We start from the raw sequence: 19,013 nt of genomic DNA on the forward strand, positions 1-19,013 counted from the left end.
AATGAAAGGTTCTGATTTTATTGCGCAATATTTTTCAAAAATTGGAGTTAATCAAGCTTTTGTATTGACTGGTGGTTGTATTATCCATTTTATCGACTCACTATCAAAAGCTGAAGGAATTGATTATCTTCCTATGTTGCACGAGCAGAGCTGTGCGATGGCTGCTGATGCTTACGCGAGAGTGACAGGAAATCTGGGCGTCGCGGCAACGACAAGTGGTCCGGGTGCTACTAACTTGTTGACTGGTCTTTGTTGTTCTTATTATGACTCTATACCAGTGGTACATATTACAGGTCAAGTACATTCTAGTAAATTAAAAAGAGATCTAAAGACACGCCAGTATGGATTTCAAGAGACAGATGTTGTCTCCATTTTTAAATCAGTCACAAAATACTGTACACAAGTTAATAAACCTGAAATGCTTGAATATGAACTACTTAAGGCTGTTGACATAGCTACAACTGGCCGCAAAGGCCCTGTATTACTCGATATCACAGAAGATGTTTTGTATTCCGAGTTTGTTCCTATGCCTACCAAATTTAAGTGCTCTGAACCAGCAAAATCTGCTGGATCTATCGATTCAAATAAAGTCGCTCAAGCACACAATCTTATATCCAATTCTGCTCGTCCCGTTCTTGTTTTGGGTGCCGGTGCACTAAATGTGGATAAAACCAAGCTTAAAGACTTTGTTTCCAATCTTGGTATTCCTGTATTGTTAACCTGGGGAGCATTTGATCTTCTAAGCGTTGTTGATGACTTTTTTGTTGGAGGCTTTGGTGTTACCTCTAGGCGCGGTGGTAATTTCGTTATCCAAAAAAGTGACTTAATACTCGCTATGGGCACAAGATTTGACACTCATGAGATAGGCAATAATCCAGCAGACTTCTCACCATTATCTCGTCGTATCGTTGTTGATATTGACTCTGGAGAAATAGCTAAATATTCAAAAATAGGCTTTAGAACAGACATCACTTTTGTTGCTGATTGTGAATATTTTATCGATCATTTTATCGCACTTCAACCAAACAAATCTAGTGCTTCAATTCTTTCTTGGCGAAATTGGTTTAAACAATGCCAAGACTGGGATAGCAGATACCCTGTATTTAACTCCAAACAAAAGCAACAATCTGAGTTAGTCAATCCTTATGAGTTTTTTGATCTCCTGCTAGAAGAACTCACACCACAAGATATCATCATAACCGATTGCGGTAGTAATCTTATTTGGACTATGCAATCACTTCAATTGCCCCATAAGTTTAAGAATCTCATTTCAGCGTTTAATCATTCTCCCATGGGGTATTCTCTTCCTGCGTCAATTGGAGCAGCTCTTGCCTCTCCCAATTCACGTGTTATATGTATCAGTGGAGATGGTGGACTCCAAATAAATATTCAAGAGCTTGCTACAGTTAGCAAAAATCAATTGAATATAAAGATTTTTGTTCTTAATAATCATTCTCATGGCATCATCCAGGGCACTCAAGATAGTTGGCTAGATGGTAGGCATCATGCTTCATGTCCGCTTCTTGGTAAATTACCAGATCCAGATCCTGCCTTTCTTGCAAATTCATATAGCATTTCTAACATAAATGTGTTTAGCAGATTAGATTTAACTTCTGCTTTTAGTGAAATTTTCAAAGATGTTCAACCTGGCCTTGTAAATGTACATATGCAATCAGGTCCTCAAATAGAGCCAAAACTATTGTATGGAAATAAACTAGAAAATATGCATCCATTGCTATCAAATGATGAACTTTATGAGCAATTTATTTCTAAATAAGCCTTCTAGATAAAATTAATATGAGGAACATTCTCATTGTATACTTGGTCTAAATAACGATTGACTTGATCCATTCTACAATTTACTCTACATTCATTTATGTCAAGCTTGTTAAAAATGAACTCTTTATGCTTCATTCTTTTTTCAGACGCCCAAATTTTAAAAAAGCTTTCTTCATTTATATTCCCTAGCTTAAATCGTTCGTCCAGTAAATACGCACTACAAGTATAAATATCACCATCTGCCATTATATATGCCCATACCGAAGGAGTAGAGATGCACTTACAGTAACGCTCATTATTCTGAGAAAGCCAATTATTAATTGTGTTAATTCTAAATATGACTTTAAATTCATCAGTATTAAATGCCTCTAATTTCTCTTGTAAATGAAGATAGTCACGATAGTCAATATCTGAGTATTTTTGAGTGTTAGAAAATTTGTGTTGAGAGTAAGGTTTGATTACTAAATAGTCCGCCCCTAACGACCGGGAATGTCGACAAAGCTCCTCCATGCTTTCCTTATTGTCAGGCAAAAGTAATGTTTGAAGCCCTATTGAGCAGCTCAGATTATTGTCATTTCTAAATTTAACCGCCTTTTCTATATTGTTGCTTACAACATGGAAGTCTTTTTTATTTGTTCTATGAATAGATGAATATGTATCCTCATCCCCACCGTTAAATGAAATTTTAATCCATGAGATGTTGTGGAGTGACCTCTTTATAAACTCATCATTCAATTTATATGCATTTGTTGTAAATGATACGTCTATGTTTGATTTTTCTTTTGTAAAATTTACTATTTCAGAGATATCCGGGTGTAGTAGTGGTTCGCCCTCGCCTGCATACATAATGCTTTTTACTCCTTGGCTTCTCATGCTTCTCAAGCTTTCTTTCAGTTTATTTGTATTCATGAAAGTTGACTTATATCCAATATAATCAACTGCACAAAATGTACATCGATGGTTACAAGCACCAACAGGTGAAATTTCTATATATAAAGGAAGTTGCGATTTGAATTTCTCTCTGAATAACTTATTTTCAGGATCTTTATAATGATTTAGAACATTACTTGAGTGATCCGGATGAAATAAGTATTTATGAGAATCTATCCTGAACTTGTCCATGGAAATTTTTTTTTATTATAGCATGAATGGTCGAATGGACTTAGATGTCAATTTAGCTTCGAGTACCATATTTTATGTCCATTTTCACCATTAATAAAGTCTATTTTCAGATCATGCTCTGATGCGAATATATCGACAGCCTTTGCCACATCTTGCCAGTCATAGTCGTCACCAGCGAGTACTCCATTTTTCTTGACTAAAGCAAGTGAATTATTTAAGTCTTTTTTTACTGCTTCATATCGGTGGTCACCATCTATAAATATAAAGTCAAAAAATTCTTTTGGAAAAAGATTGCTGCATTCGCTAAGAGTCGCTCTCGTAATACATGAACGAATTGGATAGTTTTGATTAATACTTTTAGTTACATCTTTGTATAGATTGTCCATTGATATTTGCTCATTGATATCCTTATATGCCATGTGTACATCTCTGACGAAGCCATCATTAGGATCATAGCCGGCCTTAAATGGATCAATTCCATAATAAATCAGTGCTGGAAACCTTTCTAATAGGTGTTCAGCATGCAATCCATATGCAACACCGATTTCAAGTACTACTTGTGCATTAGTAAGTTTAATTAGACGATCAACGCAATCGTAGTAGATTGACGGCCACGAGCAGGATTTGCGCAGCTGACTTAGAGCTTCCATGGATGCATATATCTATTACTATCTTACCATTCCTTACTCAATAACCAATAATCTAATTGGTATTTCCTGTTTTGACTATAGCTGTCTGATTCTTCGTTTGACATCTAAAATCTTGTTTGCCCAATAGTCTAACCTCAGACATAATATTCTATTATCGTGTTCCCACCTATAATGTTCAACTTTTCTTATAAATTCTGGTTTATTAATATCTTCCCACTCGTTGACACAGTAATAACTTATTCCAGGCAAACCCTTGTACAGAGTCTCATTATTAATGACTGGTAGCGCACCAAACAAATAAGCTAGCCAAAAGCGATGTGTATCTATCCCGTTACCCACAGGACAAAGGCAATGAGTGTATCTGCATAGATTTTCATAAAATTGAATTTGATCTTCAAGTACTCCTTTTCGAGGAGGATTATATATACAGTATTGATTTTTAATAGCCGCTTTCATGGCGCGAACTCTCTCTTTTTTATTTGTATGCAAACTAAATGCAACTATTATTCTTCTAACCCTTTCGTACTCATTTACTTGTTTTTGCATCAATATCCTTTTAATTATCTCTGGATGGTTTCTAGGATTTGTTGATCCCATGAAACCATTGTTTTCTATACCAAGTGGTATATTTGTGACTGAATGCATTCGATAGACACAATTTTGTGCGAAAATATGAGCCACTTTTCCGGTACTTAATAGTAATTGAATACACTTCTCGTTAATATCTCTGTCACTTCTTCCTATTATAATAATAAGGCTTTTTTTATTACTTTCTCTTTTTGCAATATAATATGCCAATTCCTCAATCCTTTCTCCGACTACGAATATGCTGTCGCCATCTTCCCATTTACTACTCTGCATTCCCGTACCTTTCATATTTATAATATTTCTTAAACTATCGGGCTCAATGTTATATTGCTCTTTATTAAAATAGCCATGCTCGCATGTTGCCGCATACAATCCATAGGAAGTCATTATATTTTCGCTTAAAAGTTGAGTTCTATACTTAACGCACACTTTTTCTTTCTCTATAGTTCGAATCAAATTAATTATTGCCTCATTTGAAAATAGACTTAATAGTGCTTGCTTCAATTTTACTCTAATTTTTTTTATTATACTCCTTGCTTCGCTTGCCTCTGGCCCGACAGACAATCTCTGTTTTGAATTCAATGATTTTACTGGTGCTATAATATAAAGAAAAGCCATGCAGATAAATAACTTATTAAATTTTGTTGATTTTCGCTTTAATGTCCTCTCTTTCGAGACTCAGGTGTCACAAGATGTGCTTACTTCTCATCAACAATATAACATATGGCATCAAGTAGGTAATATTTTTTTTGTAGCAGAACCTATAAAAAATAAGTCTGATTTTATTTCTTGCACTAATGTAGAAGTCATTTTTAATTGTCATTCAGTTTTCTCAAATAATTCTTGTAACGAGTTGAATAATATTAGTCCTTCCCCTGTAATCACCGTTATTTCTCGCAAGTTATGGCCAGAACAGCATATTTTCCCGAAACTAACTTCTTCAGCTGTTGCTTTATCTGGTTCTTTTTATCTAGTTTCGTGGAGTTCAGATTCTGAAAACTACTATCATTTCATGATGGATATTTGCCCAAAAATCATGTATATATTTGCTCACAATTCATTTGATAGCTCTAAGAAAATTTTACTTATTGGACGAAAGACTGCACTTATTCAAAAAATAATTTCATGCTTTTTTCCAGACATGTTAGAATCTTTTCTCTTTATGCCGCCTGCTAGTTATTCTATCGAAGATGTAGTATTTATCAATAGACCGCAGCCCTCTTATCTTTCTTCATCTACTATCCATTTATTGAATTCAAAAATAACCTCGTTTCTTGTCTCTCAGAATAAAAGTTCTAAATCCAATCACATTGTCTATTTGCGCCGCGGTAATGGAAAAAATGGAAGAAATATTTCAAATGAACCATTACTCGAACAACTCTTGGTTAAAATCTATGATGTTAAAATCATTGATTGTGCATCTCTCAGTACCGCTGAGCAATGGTCCACATTATCTAATGCTTGCGTTGTAATTTCTCCTCATGGCGCTGCTATGACAAATATATTAGCCTGTCAACCTGGCACATTGATTTTGGAGTTACTTCCCTCAAACTATCATCCTTCAACGTTTTGGTTTATAGCCAATTACCTCAGTTTAAAATTAAAACGTGTCATTTATGAGTCTAATTCAAGCAATAGTATAGACCCGTATATGGTATGCAGAGAGTTATCATCTTTTCTCGCACTCAACGACAAACTGATATGATCCCAGTTTAATTGCATCAAGTTCTGATTCTATCTCCCAACTCAACTTTCCCTCCTTCCAGGTATATCTACCATCCTTTTTTATTCTCTCCACTATTTTCTGTCCTTCAGGGTCAAATACTGGGATAATTTTATCTTTTTTAACTTCCCAACCACACTCCTCGAACATTTCGACTATATTTTCTAATCCGAAAAATCTCATGTGTGTAAGATCCAATACTCCCCATTCCTCATAGTCGAATCTATATTTTGACAATAGTCTTTGTGCGGAATGATGAAAGTAATTTGGAACTGAAGCAACAATTTTTGTATTCTCTCTACAGCTTAAATTAATTTTCTTTAGGTGAGTCCACGGATCACTTAGATGTTCCAAAACATCTGCATAAATAATTATATCAGCTTTCTGTAAAATCTTGTTCCCTGTATTGCTTTTCAATAAAGTTTCACATTTATCTTTAAATAGTGGTTGGTATGTAACTGATGGCGGTTCTGGCTCAATTCCTATATACCTTATTTGTTTGTAGTGTTGCATTAGAATATTACCTAGTATCCCAGCTCTTGCACCAAATTCTATTATACATAATCTCTTTGTATGATTTTTTTTGTCTTTTACAATATTTTCTACCATTTTAAGTACATATGGATTGATATTATTCTCCGAGTATTGTGAATATTCTAATCCTTTATCCTCGAGATGATCCTTGATTAAATCTCTTCCATTAAGTCTTCTTTTTTCCATTTCGTCAATGCTGCTCTAACGTCCTTCTCATTATATATGCATCTGTCCGAAAATGGATTATCGTACGCCTCTACCGGCTGACCCCAAATTACAGCTTTTATTCTTTTCATCCAAGGCACATGATATCTCCATCCTGAATACATGTAGTGACGTGGACATTCTGTTATACACCTTTTAGATAACAAATGTATAAATTGTGCTCTTCCTCCTCCAGCTATATAACCAATTAACGGCGTTGTACCTGGTTCTGAAATAATTAACTTTGCAGAACTTGCTCGTTGCATTAAATCTTTTAATTCTATTTCATGTGGTTTTATTATATCTGCTCCCATCTCTTCCATCATTTGTAGGATTGCAGGTGTATTCACTACTCTTTGTAATTTCTGACTATCAAATCCTTCTCTTGATAAGTAGATTATTTCGTATTTTGATTGTTTTTTTGCTTTTTCTTTTTTATATCTGCTAGATGCATACTGTTCAAGCGTTTTGAGGTAACTGGGTATGGTAAATAAACCCCCACTAATTGTAATATTTAGATTGCATTGAGGTAACTTTAAAACTTGTATTGTTGGTATAAGATCAAACATATCTTGGCATATTGCCTCTAGTGTCTTTAGTTGCCAATCCTGCGACATCAGTAAATATATTTCTTTTGGCGCTGTTTCTTTCCAACCATAGAAGTTTGTTAGCGCTGGTATTACTTCATCAAATATAAAGTGACCATACTGACCCCTCGGAAATATTATAAGACTTTCATCCTTTAAATTAATCTCAAGTTTTTGATTGCTACTATTATTTAACCTCCGGTAAAAATAATCATATGCCAGACTATCTTGATAGCCAACTCCTGCTTCATTCATAATGAAATATTTATCATCTTTATTATTGAAAAAGTAATATGCTATTTTTTGATTTCGAGCTTTGAGAATTATTCCTGTAGCTGACCAATGCTCCTCGCTGTATTTTCGTTCTAGTAACCATTCGAGGCTGTTTTTGGACAACCCCTTATTAAATTCATCTTTTTTTGTAAGTTCGATATAAATAGACCCTTCTATTTCATTACAACTTTTGTTGGCACTCTTATTTATACTTAATCCAACTATTTCGCTATGACAAGCACTCAGCCAGGTCTTTATGTCGTTTGTTACTTTCATCTCAAATCTTCAAAATATTATCTTTGATGTATTTTATAGTTTTCTCCGATTGCCCGTCATTATTCAGATCGACTTCGGCTTTTATTATATTTCTTGTATATATATCATGAGGTGGTCTTGAATGCACATTTTTAATCAATGATAGTTCAATCTCACCATTTCTTACTATATCTGCCAGCATTGAAAAGCTCGATTGACCCGCTATCAATAAATCACAATCTAACATTGTTCTGAAATCTCTGACCTCAAAATCGTTTGTCCATTGACTACTTGTTGAGCTAACCTTTAAAAAGCCATTACGCCTCATTCCTTTGAATTCATCTCTACTTTCCCAGATATTATCACCTTGCGTTAATATCGTTATCTCAATCTGGTCACTACACTCTTTGTATAGATCTCTCACAAGATTTTTATAATATCGATCATCTATATACCAATTTGGATGATTTACCTCTTGTACATCACCTCTTCTTATATGCAAGCAAACTTTTTTCTGTTTATATCTTGTCTTTTCATGCACTCCAAATATGTTTCTTATGTCGTCTTTCATTGCATTATTCATACGCCATATAAGAGAACCTGGTGTTTGGTCAAATGGTAGTTTGACTAGACTCTTTCCCTGTTTACGACTTATCTTCTCTATCTCTGTCTCGAATTTACTGATATCGGATATATCACTCAAGTTATATTTCGTGTTTCCATTCTCGTCATGATTCTTTCCTTTTAATTCCTCATATCTTTCTATATCATTGCTACTTTGACCGAATGCTTTTATCGATCTGCTAAAATCAACATGATCATTATGTCTATACGCAAAATATGAGTACTTCGTCGGTAAAAATTCGCAATTGTATCTGTGTGCTAAAGCCCAAGCTGATAATAGTGAGAAGCTCTGATGACCAAAGCGTCCATAACGATCTGGTTCTGCTAAAAACACCAGATTGTTTCTTTGCCGCAATAGTTTCTTATTCATATCATATGAGTAAGTTCGATACATTTGTTATTTTCTCGAATAAAACCTTCCTAAATTTATCCAATTTGCTCTCATGTACTTGTCCTGTTACCTTTAATAATGGATGAAACCCTTTAGAGGTCATCAATATCGTTTTTATATAATTTGAACCTATATCTACATCGTCTTTTTTAAGCGCTTCTTTAAAAAGCTCCTGTTCACATTTATAAGCACTCTCTTTTATCAAGATATCCATCCATGCTTTATTTCTTTGGTAAAAGTCGCTTTTTAAAAATAGATAGCTTTCGGTCTTATCCATTGGTATAGCTACAGGCTCATACCCCAGATTTAGCAAAAGGTAAATCAATCTTTTATGTTGTCCTTCTTCTATGTTGTACTGGTAAGGATCGGTCATTATTTCTATATCTACCATCGCAAACTTTTCTCTAAATTTCTCCTTGTTGACATCTTTCATTATCGTGTATTCGTAACCCTGCGTATCAATGCAGATGTAGTCGTTTGCGTACGAGCTACAGTTTGTATCCATAATCTTATTTATGGTTGTAGTCTCGACTTCATATTCTTCGAATTCGTCCCCTACCCAGCTTTTCGTTCTTGGACCGATATCTAAAATTGATGATTGACCTTTTCCATTCGCTTTAAGTACTATCTTCTCTCCTATCCTGTCAGAGCACGCTTTGTTCAACACATGGATAACCATTCCTGCATTGATTGCTTGTTGATATTTTGCTATGTTCTCTTTTAACTTTTTTAATGCATGAATATCAGGCTCTACATAGACAAGTGTTTCAGCACCACAATAATCGTAAAAATTAATTTCTTCGCCATCTGAGGCTCCAATGTGCAGTATGTTCATAACTCGTTGTATACGCTCCTATTATGCCATGCTTTCGTGTATGGATTCTCTTCAAATCCTTTAGCACCCAGACTTCCAAGCCCCGCTGCACCCAATGTTGGCTTGTACCTTAATGCTATTGGGTACTCTTGATTTTCGTTCTTGCTGTAAAATAATTGAAGAGGTATATCTTTCAGACATAATTTTGTATTGCCGAACTCTTTAATCTTTCTTCTTTTCAGGTGTTTAGATATCATCTCCGGTCCTGTCGGATCTAGTTCTGTTTCTCCGTAATATTCGCTCTCAACATTTTCTACAACTTTCAGTATTAATTCCCCTATTATTTCTGCCTTTCTTTTGGTTAGGATTATTGCGTTATGTACCGAGCCTGGATTCCAGTCTAAACGAAACATGAAGGTTTTGGTTTCACCTTTTAATAGGTGATCCATTGTGTTGATATATAAAATACTCAAGTCCGAATATATTCCCCCGAACTCGTACAATATGCATAACCTTGCGAGGTCAGCCTTATATGCACTAGGTATAAGCTTTTCGTAAGCTCTTATTACTCTATTTTCGAACCTTTCTGTAATTAATCGCCTTGCCATCTCGTTATCCCACAAGATGTGTTTGCATGTTGGATGAAACGCTTTGAATATTTCTATATGATGTCTAATTATTGGTCCTAATTCAAAGGCTTTTTCATTTGTAATCGCTATGCTATGTAAAAAGTTGGTTTGATGCATCAGATCTTTATTTTCCTGCTCTATCTTACTGTACCAATTCCTTTGTCTTGCGACAATTACATTCTATGGCAGTCTCCCTTCACCATCTTTGCTCTGTACTGCATGTCTCCTCCCTTGCGGTTGACTTCGGGGCCCTCTGTGGTGCATGATAGTTCTCAAGCGGGGTTTTCCTGGCTTTTGCGGATGTAGCTCAGTGGTAGAGCATCTCCTTGCCAAGGAGAGGGTCGAGAGTTCGAATCTCTTCATCCGCTTAATACTTTTTCCCTCTTTCCTGTTTGTGGAACTGGGCATTCTCAGCATTTTAAGAGATGAAGAGCATAACCTTGCTTCCTTCTTCAAATTCCTTGAGTCCATAGAGTCATCATTTGTTTTTGATAGCATTGTCTACTCTTTTTATGAGAATGATTCATCAGATAAAACTCGCGACGTATTGTCTGGCTGGTTAAAGACTCGTCATGCTTACTTGTCTGTAGACGACTTCAATGAATCTCCCTTTGCTTCTTTTTCGCAGGACAAACTAAGAACTCAACGCCTTGCTCGCTGCCGGAATATTGCATTGGAACCACTGCTAAACTCTACTTTGCCTTGGCTCTTGATTGTTGATGCGGATATATCTCTTTCTTTGAATAATGTCCTTGAGCTCTTTCGCTGGAAGTTTAAATATCGTTTCTCTTCGATGATGTGTGCTTCGTCTGTTCAAAATGTTCCTGATATATTCGGTCATTTCCCTTATAGTTATTATGACTCATGGGCTTTGCGCGATTTGTACGGATATGGAGGTATCTCTTTTGCTGAAAATCCGTTTACTCATCCGTTAGATCGCTGGCGCTGGCAGGCGCGCCTGCCAGTTTCTGTCTCTTCAGCCTTCGGAGGACTAGCTCTTGTTGACTTAGGCATAGTCCGCAAATTTAATCAATATTGGAATGGTGATTGTGGTTGTGAACACTGGAGCTTCTGTGAATCAGCTCGGCAGTTTGCACCGGTTTACGCTTGCCCAACGGTAATGCCTCGGGTAGTCCATCCATCTCCAATTCCCACTTGGTGTCAAGACTACCCCCAGTCTATTTATAATCTGCTTTCAATTCGTCATCAAGAATTTTGCGCCTCTTTGAATATCTCTTCCCATTGTTTGGGTGTATTTTCGTAATGATCGTGTTTATTTGAAAGGAATTGCATTTTTTTGCATTCTTCCTCGAGTTTTCCTGCACTGAGAAGCTCCTTTAAGTGTTCGATCCATTCTTCAGGCTTTTTGCATAATCTACCTTCTATATCCCATCGGTTGCATAATTCTCGGTATGCAGGTGTATCGCTTGCTATCCATGTCATTTTGGCGCCACTGTATTCTAATAGCTTGATGTCACTTTTGTATGTATTGAAGGCATTGCTTGAGACTGGGGCAAGACCAATGTTTCCTCTGATGTTTTTCAAGTATTTTTTGTAGCTGTTTAGCTTGACAATGTCGATATCAATATCCCTTAGTCCTAAGCAGCTCGCAAAAGTTGCTCTGTTATCTGCATGGCCTACATGAAGCCACCTTAAATTTGTATTTCCTTTTGCCCAGTTCGCTAAAGGTCTCAGTATTTCTAGATCTTTTGTTCGTGTCCAAGGTGCCCCGCTCCAGCAAAGTATAGTCTCATTGGCATCGTACTTTTTTTTATTGTTTGAGCTGTATGATTCGCGTTTTGGAGTAGAGTTTTTAATTATTAAAATCTTTGTGTTTGGTACGATTATACTAAGTAACATATAGAGTTCTATTGTGCTGCATGTCACTACATTGCATTCCTTTATTGCTAATGTAAGATTTTTTTTTCTAACTTTGCTCCACCCCATTGGCGCCTCCCAAATGCAGTCGTCAATGTCTGTTGTTATGAAGACTCCCTTTTTTCTTAATTCCCTCAGCTTGTAGGCCAGGTTCCCCCAGCTCTCGGAGTATCTGTAAAAGAAAAGCATGTCACCTCTTTTCAGTCTTTCAGTTTCACCCACGTCCTGGTGTACTTCTATCCTGTATGGCATATCCTCTATGTATTGACCGAAGCGTATCCAAAAGCTATGCCAGGGAGCAATTGAATCAGTTAGCGCGATCACTTTCATTAGCTTTTTAACTCTTTAATCATTTGATCGAATACATTTGTCCATTCTCCATTGTTCGTCTGCCTAAAGAGTCGAACGCTTTCATACCAGTTGCTCGTTTCTCCGCTCAACCCCCATCTCCATTCAGGAATCCAGCGGAGAGCTACCCAGCATGGTATGCCCATCGCGCCTGCTAGATGTACAACGCCACTGTCACTACTGATCAACAGATCGCAATTAGCTAGTACAGCTGCTGTGTCCTCGAATTCCATCGTTTTACAGAATTCTTCATGTCCTTCAACGAAGTGCATTCCCTCCTCAAGGTTTAATTGTTTTAGTCCTTCTCCTTTCTGAATAGCGATGAATTCTGTGTCTTTCAACGTATTTAGTTTTCTCAATGTCTGGAACGGGAATGACCGCCCTATCGAATAGATCTTTTGTTCGTGCTCTGCGTTGCCCTGCCAGTGAAGGCCAATTAGGCGATGGCCTGGCTTTCGTTTCAACCGCTGCCGCCACAACGATTGTCGTTTCGCATCAACTTCGATGTATCCGCTTTTGTAAGGGATGCTGTGTTGGTTTATGCCTAGGCGGTGCGGAAGGCTCATTAAAGGACACCAGCGGCTGCCGGCTTGGAAGATTGAGATTGGACAGTTGTCAATGACGTTCTGGAGATCGGTTTGTTTCTGTAGCAGTGGTATTAAGGCCGATTGGCAGAACAGGCTGGTGGTGATTCCCTGTCTCTGCAGCAGTAGGGCCAGCCTCATGAATTGCAGCGTGTCGCCAAACCCTTGCTCTGCAATCAGTATCAGATGCTCACAGGGTCTTGTGTCGCCTGGGCCGTCCCAGGCTGGCCCCAAGTGCGATTTGAAAAAGCTGTGATCGTATTTTGGGTCTGTGAGCCGGTGTTCATAGGCCTCCCACCCCTCGTTGAAACAACCGACCAACAGCAGGTCTTGACTGAGGTTGCTCAATACGTTGCTTACTGGTGCGTTGGGCAGGCTCAGTGCTTGCCGATAGGCCCTGATTGCTGCAGGAATGCGTCGCTGTTGATGTAAAGCGAGGCCGAGATTGAACCAGGCTACCGAGGTCTCCGGCTTCAGCTGCACGCTTTGGTTCAACATGCGGCGAGCAAGGGGCAGATCTGATCGCATTAGCGCCGCCCCTCCGTTGCACCATTGTTCGGCCGTCCAATTGGTTAAAGCCATCGCTCTGAGTAGATCTCCACGGCACGCTCCATTTCGTTTTGGAGGTCGTTCACCACCTGCTCAGCCACTTGCTGTCCGGTTTGAGCGATTGCTGAGCAGTCTGTCTGATGCTGTCGGCACCAGGCTAGTTTTTCAGGCAGGTCATTCAGGTCTGCTGCGATCGGCACGTGGGTGTGCCAGGTCTTGAGATGCCGGTAGAACCACTGTTGGCGCTTACTTTCAACGCGTAGGATGCAGCTGCCGCTTAGTAACTTCCACAGCAGGCCCCAAGAATTCACGTTGCCGTCGATATCAATAAGCCAACGGTGTAGTCCCATGTGTTCAGGCTCCATGCGGGGACGCAGCAGGTCGAGTTCAACGAGATGTTGACGGATCACCTGATTGGCCTCGACTGTTGCTGTTTGCACCACTGCACTGAAGCGGGCATCCAGCCATCCTGGATCCTCTAGCGAGTGTCGGCAGAGTTGATAGCGCTGCAAGCTGTTGAATGTGTCCAGCCGGAGTTCTCCAGCGCCAGTGCTAGCCCCTCGCCAGATAGCGATGGGCAATCGCCTATGCCAGTCAGGCAGCTCTGCAAATCGTTGGCGAAGGGCTGCATAGCCTTGGCTGCCCAGGCAGTAGAAGTCTGGGATTAGAGGTAATTGATTGGGGTTCTGATCAGCTGCCGCATCGATCAGAAAGCTGGGGCAGCTGGGCTCATCGTCATGCAACTGAATCGCGAAACGAAGAGTCACGTGTCCCAGCTGTCGAAATCGATGCGCTGCATGGTGAATGAATCCCCTACAGGCTTGAACTCGCGTTAACAAGCCTTTCTCCAAATTTGACGGCAGCTGAACCTCGTTGCTGCCATCAGAGTGGAGCTGAACGACGATCACCTCATCGCGAAGGCGGGAGCTTGCTGGCATGGTGTGTCCTTTCGCCTGCTGACCGGAGAACTCCGGGTAGTCTGCCGCCCATGAAAATCCTGCTGGCGATTGTCCATTACTGGGATCCCAAGGGAAACCGCAGACACCAGTCGTTGCGGCCCAATCCTGCCCCCCGGTGTTTGGCGCTACAAAACCAGTTGTTGGCCCTTCGGCGCCTTGGAACGCAGCAATACATGCTGCACATGGCCGATCGCGTGATCTGTCGTACGAACGACGCCTATCGCCACAAGATTGACATCCGTGTGATAACTGATGGTGAGCATACGGTTCTGGATCGCTTGGAGCCTGGCTACGACCAGTTCACGCATGAGGTTTCGACAACTCCCAACAGCGGCCTGATGCTCGGATTCGAAGCTCAGCGTTATCTCGCTTCACAGCTCGATCAGGGGTATGACTTCTATGGCTATCTAGAGGATGATCTGGTGATTCATGACCTCCAGTTCTTCCAGAAACTGAGATGGTTTCAGTCGTTGATGGGGCCAGAAGACGTTCTATTGCCTCAGCGGGTGGAGCTGTCACGGGAGCCGCATTGGGTGGACCGTTTCTTCATCGACGGCCCTCTGGACACTGCAGAGCTTGAGAAACTTTCGTTGCGTCAGTCTGAAACGGTTGTGTTGAACGCTCCAGGCGGCGAAGTTGCCTTGGAGGTACCCCAGAATCCCCATGCTGGTTGTTTTTTTCTCAGTCATGACCAGCTGCAGCATTGGGTAAACCAGCCGCACTGGATGGACCAAGACACCAGCTTCATCTCCCCGCTCGAGAGTGCTGCCACCCTGGGTCTGGCCAAGACGTTTCGCCTTTGGAAACCCTGTTTTTCCTACGCCAGTTGGTTCGAGCTCCAACACTGGGGCACCTCATTTCATTCCCTGATCCCAAGGCCTGAGGACGATTGAAATGACGGCCAGTATCCAGCTGATCTGGGGCTGTGATCCAGAACGTCAGTTTGAGCGGGCTTGGGTGGCGAGTTTGTTGCAACCCCTTGATGTGAGGGAGGCTCGCTCTGATGCCGCAGCAGCAGTGAGCCATGAGATGCCGCGCCTTTTGGTGGAAACTGGTCTGCTGCGCTTGGAGCGGCAGTTGGATCCACAGCGGCTGACGCTTCAACAGGAACAACGTCAGCATCGTCTCAAGCAGATCGCCAAAAGTGGACCATTCGTGCTGGTGCATCTCAGCGATGAGGAAGGCTTGGATGGCGACGTGTTGTATCCCCAACTGCCCAACGGCACAACGGTCTGGCGTAATTTTTGGTATCCACGCTTTGACCATCAGCAGCGTGTGCTGATCCGCAATTTCCCCATCGGGCCGCGACGCGAATTTCTGGGAAGCGGTCCAGGCCTATTGGCCTCACAACGCTCTTTCCCTTGGGCTTTCATGGGCACGCTCTGGCGATCAGGTCACCGCTTGCTGGCCACCTCCCTCTTTTTAAGCAAGCTGCCCCAGGGGCATTTCTTCGGGGGCCGTCATTTCGGAGTGGGTCTTCCCTTGGCGCAGTACCGCCAACGCCTCCAAGACAGCGTGTTTGCCCTGTGCCCGGAAGGAGATCGTCACTTTGACACCTTCCGCCTCTACGAAAGCCTGCAGATGGGCTGTCTGCCGCTGGTGGTGGAGCGTCAGCAGCAGGCAGTCACGTTGCTGGGTCCTGATTTCCCCTTGCCAATTTTCCCGAGCTGGGCTGTTGCTCTTGCGGAGGTGGAAGCCCTTCTGAAGGATCCACACCAAATGGATCAACTGCAACGGCAGGTGTCGGCGTGGTGGGTCTCACGCAAAGCCGCCCTGGGGCTTCGGCTTCGGCAGGATCTGGAGGAGGCGCGCTGACAATGTTCGTCTGTCGTGGAGGTCGGGCCTGATGCGGCTGCTGCTCATTCATCAGAATTTTCCAGGCCAGTTTCGGCAGTTGGCTCCCTACTTGCAAAAGCAGGGCCATGAATTGGTGGCGATCTGCTCGCACCAGCGCCCGACTGGCGTGAACTGCCGGATCCTTCGCTACGCCGAGCCTCCCCGCCGGGATGATCTCCCGCAGGGTTCATCCTTGGCCCACGATCATCTGCATAGAGCCGCTGATGTGGCCAGGTTGTGCGCCCAGTTGGATCAAGAGGGATGGCGACCCGACTGCATTGCTGTGCACACGGGCTGGGGGGAGTCCCTGGCCTTGCGTGAGGTTTGGCCTGAGGTGCCCCAAGTGCTCTGGCCCGAGCTGTGGGTGTTGCCTGAGCATGGCGGCCACGGCCATGACCCGTTGCTCCCGCCGTCGGACCTGAGCAAGCAGCTTGATCAACTGGCGCGAAACACCTTCACTCGTGCAGCCCTGGCTCAGGCTGAGGCTTGGGTGATGCCGACGCGGCACCAGGCCGCCAGCCTGCCGATTTCACTGCAGGATGATCGGTTGCATGTGATTCATGAGGGCATCTCCACGGCGCAGGCCTGTCCTAATCCGGATGTGAATTACACCGTTGCGGGTCATTTTATTGATCGTTCCGTTCCAACGGTCACGTTTGTGAATCGCAACCTGGAGCGCTTGCGGGGATTTGACCTGTTCATGCGTGCCTTGCCGCCTGTGCTGCGGACCCATCCGCGGTTGCGCGTGCTTGTGGTGGGGGACAACGAACGGGGCTATGGCAGTGGCCATCCCAGTGGACGCCCCCTCAAGGATGTGATGCTGAAGGAATTGCAGGGGAGCATGGATTGCAGCCGCATCCATTTCCTTGGCCGCATTCCTCACGAACACCTGGTTGGAATCCTCCAGGCCAGCTGGGTGCATGTTTATCTGAGCTATCCCTTCGTGATGGGGTGGAGCCTGCTCGAGGCCATGGCCTGCGGTTGTGCCATCGTCGCCAGCCGCGGCATGCCGGTTGAGGAAGCGATCACGGATGGTGTGGAGGGCCTGCTGGTTCCGATGCAGGACCCGCAGCTATTGTCGCAACGGATTCTCTCGCTGCTGGCTGATCCAGGCTTGCGCCGAGGATTCAGTGAACGGGCCCGTGCTCGAGCACTTCATTGGGATCAGCAGAGGATGCTGCCGAAGTTGGAAGCCGTCCTGGCTGTTACCGCTGCCGGCGGGGCTCAGCCCCGGTCCTGAAGCAGGCGTTCCAGCTCAAGGCTGCTTGCGCGAACGCTGAAATGTTGCCTCACGCTGTTCTGCCCATCCCGGGCAATCCGTCGAAGATCTTCCGGCCGCTGTGCGAGCCAGGCCAGTTGTTGGGCCAGGTCTTCGGCATTGCCAGGCTGGAAGCGAAGTCCGGTCTGGCCATGGTCGAGAACTTCGGCGGCGCCGCCGACGCCACTGCTGATCAGGGCCAGGCCGCTGGCTTGGATTTCTGCAGCCACAATGCCGAAGGCTTCAGGGTAAATCGAAGCGAAAACGCCCACATGATGGAGGCCGTACATCCGGGCAAGCTGTGGACGGTTCAGGTTTCCGCAGAACAACACCTGATCCTTCATGCCATGCCGTTCGAGCAGGTCCTCCAGGGCCGTTTGGTATTCGGGCTGGAAAGCGGCACCGGCGATTGTGGCCCTGACATGGATGCCTTGGTTTTGCAGACCAACCATGGCTTGGATCACGGTGTGGGCGCCCTTGCTGCCCATCAGCAAGCCGGCAAAACAGAGTTTCAACGGATTGCTTGTTGTGCCGATCGGCTTGGCATGCCCTGAGAGTGGGCTGGGTAGAGAACGTCCTGTGGCAGCTGGGCCCAGAAGATCATCGCGTGCACCGGGATAGATCACCCGGTTCTTGGGGATGGAGAAACCGGCCTGAATCAGGCTGGTTCGCACCGCTTCACTGGCGGGTGAGATGCGGAATTGGGGGCTGAGCGGTGCTGATGCCACCGGATATGGGGGGGCGACGAATCCCACGTGATGCACCACCGGCACCCCGAAGCTCAGCAGGGACGGCAGGAGTTCTGCGCCCAGGAGGTCCAGGTTTCCCACCAAAACGGCATCCCAGTGCCCATTTCTGAATGTTTTGAGCAGGCTTTGGTTTGTCTGGTCGATGCGGGCTCTTCCGGCTGGATCTCGCATTTCTGAAACGCCGTTATGGAAGCTGCCTTTCAGTTGCAATTTGCGTTGGACCGGCTCTCCGTTCGGCCCGTGAGTTGATGGGCCAAGGTAAGGAGCATCGCTACACAGCACCGAAACCTGATGGCCCCTCTGTTGGAGTCCCCAGCAGAAGTCGCTCATGCAACGTCCGTATCCGCCCAGTTCCTGTGGTGGATACAGATTCGTAACCAGCAGAATATTCAGGGCTCAATCATTCGTATTCCATGAGACTCTCACTTCTTCAGCGCTTGCGCCACTGGTTGATCCGCAGCCGCTGGCAACGTTGGTTGCTGCCGGTTCTGTGTACTGTGCCATATCTGATTTCTTTGCTTTGGCTGCTGACGCGCGGCCAGGTCTGGATCGTTCAGATCATGTTGTCGCCGCTGGTGATGTTGCTGATGATCGCCGCGCTCACCTGGTGGCTGGCGGTACTCGAATTTCGACTAGTGCGGCTTTCAGCCGGTAAAATTCGAAAAAGATATTTCTGAAA

General features: G+C 43.3%; 19 protein-coding genes and 1 tRNA gene. 8 read left to right on the plus strand and 12 right to left on the minus strand.

Translation table 11 applies throughout. The features are described from left to right. The first annotated feature begins 1 nt into the window (after nt 1). A complete protein-coding gene (locus SynPROSU1_RS00485) occupies nt 2-1,777 on the plus strand; it encodes a thiamine pyrophosphate-binding protein (RefSeq protein ID WP_186571072.1) in 1,776 nt (591 codons plus the stop codon). 5 nt (nt 1,778-1,782) lie between these two features. Here SynPROSU1_RS00485 and SynPROSU1_RS00490 read toward each other — a convergent pair whose 3' ends face one another. The 3 genes from SynPROSU1_RS00490 to SynPROSU1_RS00500 all read right to left on the minus strand — a co-directional run bounded on the left by SynPROSU1_RS00490 (nt 1,783) and on the right by SynPROSU1_RS00500 (nt 4,757). Next, entirely contained in the window at nt 1,783-2,901 is a 1,119-nt protein-coding gene (locus SynPROSU1_RS00490; protein WP_186571073.1) for a radical SAM protein, read from the minus strand. A 47-nt stretch (nt 2,902-2,948) separates the two neighbouring features. Next, on the minus strand, nt 2,949-3,551 hold the full coding sequence (locus SynPROSU1_RS00495) for a class I SAM-dependent methyltransferase (protein WP_186571074.1): 603 nt from the start codon (nt 3,549-3,551) through the stop codon (nt 2,949-2,951). Between the two features lie 75 nt (nt 3,552-3,626). Next, on the minus strand, nt 3,627-4,757 hold the full coding sequence (locus tag SynPROSU1_RS00500) for a hypothetical protein (protein ID WP_186571075.1): 1,131 nt from the start codon (nt 4,755-4,757) through the stop codon (nt 3,627-3,629). Here SynPROSU1_RS00500 and SynPROSU1_RS00505 point away from each other — a divergent pair. Then, nucleotides 4,756-5,844 (plus strand): DUF563 domain-containing protein, encoded by a 1,089-nt coding sequence (locus tag SynPROSU1_RS00505; protein WP_222929889.1) that lies wholly within the window; start codon nt 4,756-4,758, stop codon nt 5,842-5,844. The two genes, SynPROSU1_RS00500 and SynPROSU1_RS00505, sit on opposite strands and share 2 nt — an antisense overlap. Here SynPROSU1_RS00505 and SynPROSU1_RS00510 read toward each other — a convergent pair. The 5 genes from SynPROSU1_RS00510 to SynPROSU1_RS00530 are packed head-to-tail and all read right to left on the minus strand — an operon-like array spanning nt 5,809 to nt 10,290. Beyond that, nucleotides 5,809-6,582: a methyltransferase domain-containing protein gene (locus SynPROSU1_RS00510; RefSeq protein WP_186571077.1), complete on the minus strand. Its 774-nt coding sequence runs from the start codon at nt 6,580-6,582 to the stop codon at nt 5,809-5,811. The genes SynPROSU1_RS00505 and SynPROSU1_RS00510 overlap by 36 nt on opposite strands. Further along, nucleotides 6,549-7,736 (minus strand): glycosyltransferase 61 family protein, encoded by a 1,188-nt coding sequence (locus tag SynPROSU1_RS00515; protein WP_186571078.1) that lies wholly within the window; start codon nt 7,734-7,736, stop codon nt 6,549-6,551. The genes SynPROSU1_RS00510 and SynPROSU1_RS00515 overlap by 34 nt, the downstream gene beginning before the upstream one ends. 1 nt (nt 7,737) lies before the next feature. After that, the gene (locus SynPROSU1_RS00520; protein WP_186571079.1) at nt 7,738-8,673 is read right to left on the minus strand and encodes a hypothetical protein; all 936 of its coding nucleotides are present in this window, start codon (nt 8,671-8,673) and stop codon (nt 7,738-7,740) included. Between the two features lie 37 nt (nt 8,674-8,710). Then, nucleotides 8,711-9,565 (minus strand): FkbM family methyltransferase, encoded by an 855-nt coding sequence (locus SynPROSU1_RS00525; RefSeq protein ID WP_186571080.1) that lies wholly within the window; start codon nt 9,563-9,565, stop codon nt 8,711-8,713. Beyond that, nucleotides 9,562-10,290: a glycosyltransferase family 32 protein gene (locus SynPROSU1_RS00530; protein ID WP_186571081.1), complete on the minus strand. Its 729-nt coding sequence runs from the start codon at nt 10,288-10,290 to the stop codon at nt 9,562-9,564. The genes SynPROSU1_RS00525 and SynPROSU1_RS00530 overlap by 4 nt, the downstream gene beginning before the upstream one ends. A 179-nt stretch (nt 10,291-10,469) precedes the next feature. On the opposite strand from SynPROSU1_RS00530, the gene SynPROSU1_RS00535 reads away from it, so the two are divergent. Continuing rightward, nucleotides 10,470-10,541 (plus strand) — tRNA-Gly (locus SynPROSU1_RS00535). A 26-nt stretch (nt 10,542-10,567) separates the two neighbouring features. Continuing rightward, on the plus strand, nt 10,568-11,437 hold the full coding sequence (locus tag SynPROSU1_RS00540; RefSeq protein ID WP_186571082.1) for a hypothetical protein: 870 nt from the start codon (nt 10,568-10,570) through the stop codon (nt 11,435-11,437). On the opposite strand, the gene SynPROSU1_RS00545 is transcribed toward SynPROSU1_RS00540, so the two are convergent. Genes SynPROSU1_RS00545 through SynPROSU1_RS00555 form a run of 3 tightly spaced genes read right to left on the minus strand, consistent with a single transcriptional unit; the run spans nt 11,380 to nt 14,299 of the window. Further along, nucleotides 11,380-12,381: a hypothetical protein gene (locus SynPROSU1_RS00545; RefSeq protein WP_186571083.1), complete on the minus strand. Its 1,002-nt coding sequence runs from the start codon at nt 12,379-12,381 to the stop codon at nt 11,380-11,382. The genes SynPROSU1_RS00540 and SynPROSU1_RS00545 overlap by 58 nt on opposite strands. After that, complete coding sequence (locus SynPROSU1_RS00550; protein WP_222929890.1) at nt 12,381-13,565, minus strand: glycosyltransferase family 9 protein; 1,185 nt, start codon at nt 13,563-13,565, stop codon at nt 12,381-12,383. Before SynPROSU1_RS00550 ends, SynPROSU1_RS00545 begins: the two co-directional genes overlap by 1 nt. After that, nucleotides 13,556-14,299: a glycosyl transferase family 90 gene (locus SynPROSU1_RS00555; RefSeq protein WP_186571085.1), complete on the minus strand. Its 744-nt coding sequence runs from the start codon at nt 14,297-14,299 to the stop codon at nt 13,556-13,558. The genes SynPROSU1_RS00550 and SynPROSU1_RS00555 overlap by 10 nt, the downstream gene beginning before the upstream one ends. A 221-nt stretch (nt 14,300-14,520) precedes the next feature. On the opposite strand from SynPROSU1_RS00555, the gene SynPROSU1_RS00560 reads away from it, so the two are divergent. From SynPROSU1_RS00560 to SynPROSU1_RS00570, 3 genes are read left to right on the plus strand one after another with little or no spacing between them, the layout of a single operon-like run. Continuing rightward, complete coding sequence (locus tag SynPROSU1_RS00560; RefSeq protein WP_186571086.1) at nt 14,521-15,384, plus strand: calcium-binding protein; 864 nt, start codon at nt 14,521-14,523, stop codon at nt 15,382-15,384. Between the two features lies 1 nt (nt 15,385). Then, a complete protein-coding gene (locus SynPROSU1_RS00565; RefSeq protein ID WP_186571087.1) occupies nt 15,386-16,306 on the plus strand; it encodes a hypothetical protein in 921 nt (306 codons plus the stop codon). Between the two features lie 31 nt (nt 16,307-16,337). Next, on the plus strand, nt 16,338-17,567 hold the full coding sequence (locus tag SynPROSU1_RS00570; protein WP_186571088.1) for a glycosyltransferase: 1,230 nt from the start codon (nt 16,338-16,340) through the stop codon (nt 17,565-17,567). Here the strand turns inward: SynPROSU1_RS00570 and SynPROSU1_RS00575 are convergent. Continuing rightward, the gene (locus SynPROSU1_RS00575) at nt 17,552-18,415 is read right to left on the minus strand and encodes a glycosyltransferase family 4 protein (protein ID WP_186571089.1); all 864 of its coding nucleotides are present in this window, start codon (nt 18,413-18,415) and stop codon (nt 17,552-17,554) included. The two genes, SynPROSU1_RS00570 and SynPROSU1_RS00575, sit on opposite strands and share 16 nt — an antisense overlap. 368 nt (nt 18,416-18,783) lie before the next feature. Here SynPROSU1_RS00575 and SynPROSU1_RS00580 point away from each other — a divergent pair, with 368 nt between their 5' ends. Next, nucleotides 18,784-19,011 (plus strand): hypothetical protein, encoded by a 228-nt coding sequence (locus SynPROSU1_RS00580; protein ID WP_186571090.1) that lies wholly within the window; start codon nt 18,784-18,786, stop codon nt 19,009-19,011. Nucleotides 19,012-19,013 lie beyond the last annotated feature (2 nt).

This window comes from Synechococcus sp. PROS-U-1 (assembly GCF_014279755.1).
Taxonomy (GTDB): Bacteria; Cyanobacteriota; Cyanobacteriia; order PCC-6307; family Cyanobiaceae; genus Parasynechococcus.

Excerpts from the sequence above, each read along its gene's own strand:
- SynPROSU1_RS00490 (WP_186571073.1), bottom strand. The coding sequence starts at position 2,901 with ATGGACAAGTTCAGGATAGATTCTCATAAATACTTATTTCATCCGGAT.
- SynPROSU1_RS00500 (WP_186571075.1), bottom strand. The coding sequence starts at position 4,757 with ATGGCTTTTCTTTATATTATAGCACCAGTAAAATCATTGAATTCAAAA.
- SynPROSU1_RS00565 (WP_186571087.1), top strand. The coding sequence starts at position 15,386 with ATGACGGCCAGTATCCAGCTGATCTGGGGCTGTGATCCAGAACGTCAG.
- SynPROSU1_RS00515 (WP_186571078.1), bottom strand. The coding sequence starts at position 7,736 with ATGAAAGTAACAAACGACATAAAGACCTGGCTGAGTGCTTGTCATAGC.
- SynPROSU1_RS00495 (WP_186571074.1), bottom strand. The coding sequence starts at position 3,551 with ATGGAAGCTCTAAGTCAGCTGCGCAAATCCTGCTCGTGGCCGTCAATC.
- SynPROSU1_RS00510 (WP_186571077.1), bottom strand. The coding sequence starts at position 6,582 with ATGGAAAAAAGAAGACTTAATGGAAGAGATTTAATCAAGGATCATCTC.
- SynPROSU1_RS00525 (WP_186571080.1), bottom strand. The coding sequence starts at position 9,565 with ATGAACATACTGCACATTGGAGCCTCAGATGGCGAAGAAATTAATTTT.
- SynPROSU1_RS00545 (WP_186571083.1), bottom strand. The coding sequence starts at position 12,381 with ATGAAAGTGATCGCGCTAACTGATTCAATTGCTCCCTGGCATAGCTTT.
- SynPROSU1_RS00485 (WP_186571072.1), top strand. The coding sequence starts at position 2 with ATGAAAGGTTCTGATTTTATTGCGCAATATTTTTCAAAAATTGGAGTT.
- SynPROSU1_RS00505 (WP_222929889.1), top strand. The coding sequence starts at position 4,756 with ATGCAGATAAATAACTTATTAAATTTTGTTGATTTTCGCTTTAATGTC.
- SynPROSU1_RS00550 (WP_222929890.1), bottom strand. The coding sequence starts at position 13,565 with ATGGCTTTAACCAATTGGACGGCCGAACAATGGTGCAACGGAGGGGCG.
- SynPROSU1_RS00530 (WP_186571081.1), bottom strand. The coding sequence starts at position 10,290 with ATGCATCAAACCAACTTTTTACATAGCATAGCGATTACAAATGAAAAA.
- SynPROSU1_RS00560 (WP_186571086.1), top strand. The coding sequence starts at position 14,521 with ATGAAAATCCTGCTGGCGATTGTCCATTACTGGGATCCCAAGGGAAAC.
- SynPROSU1_RS00570 (WP_186571088.1), top strand. The coding sequence starts at position 16,338 with ATGCGGCTGCTGCTCATTCATCAGAATTTTCCAGGCCAGTTTCGGCAG.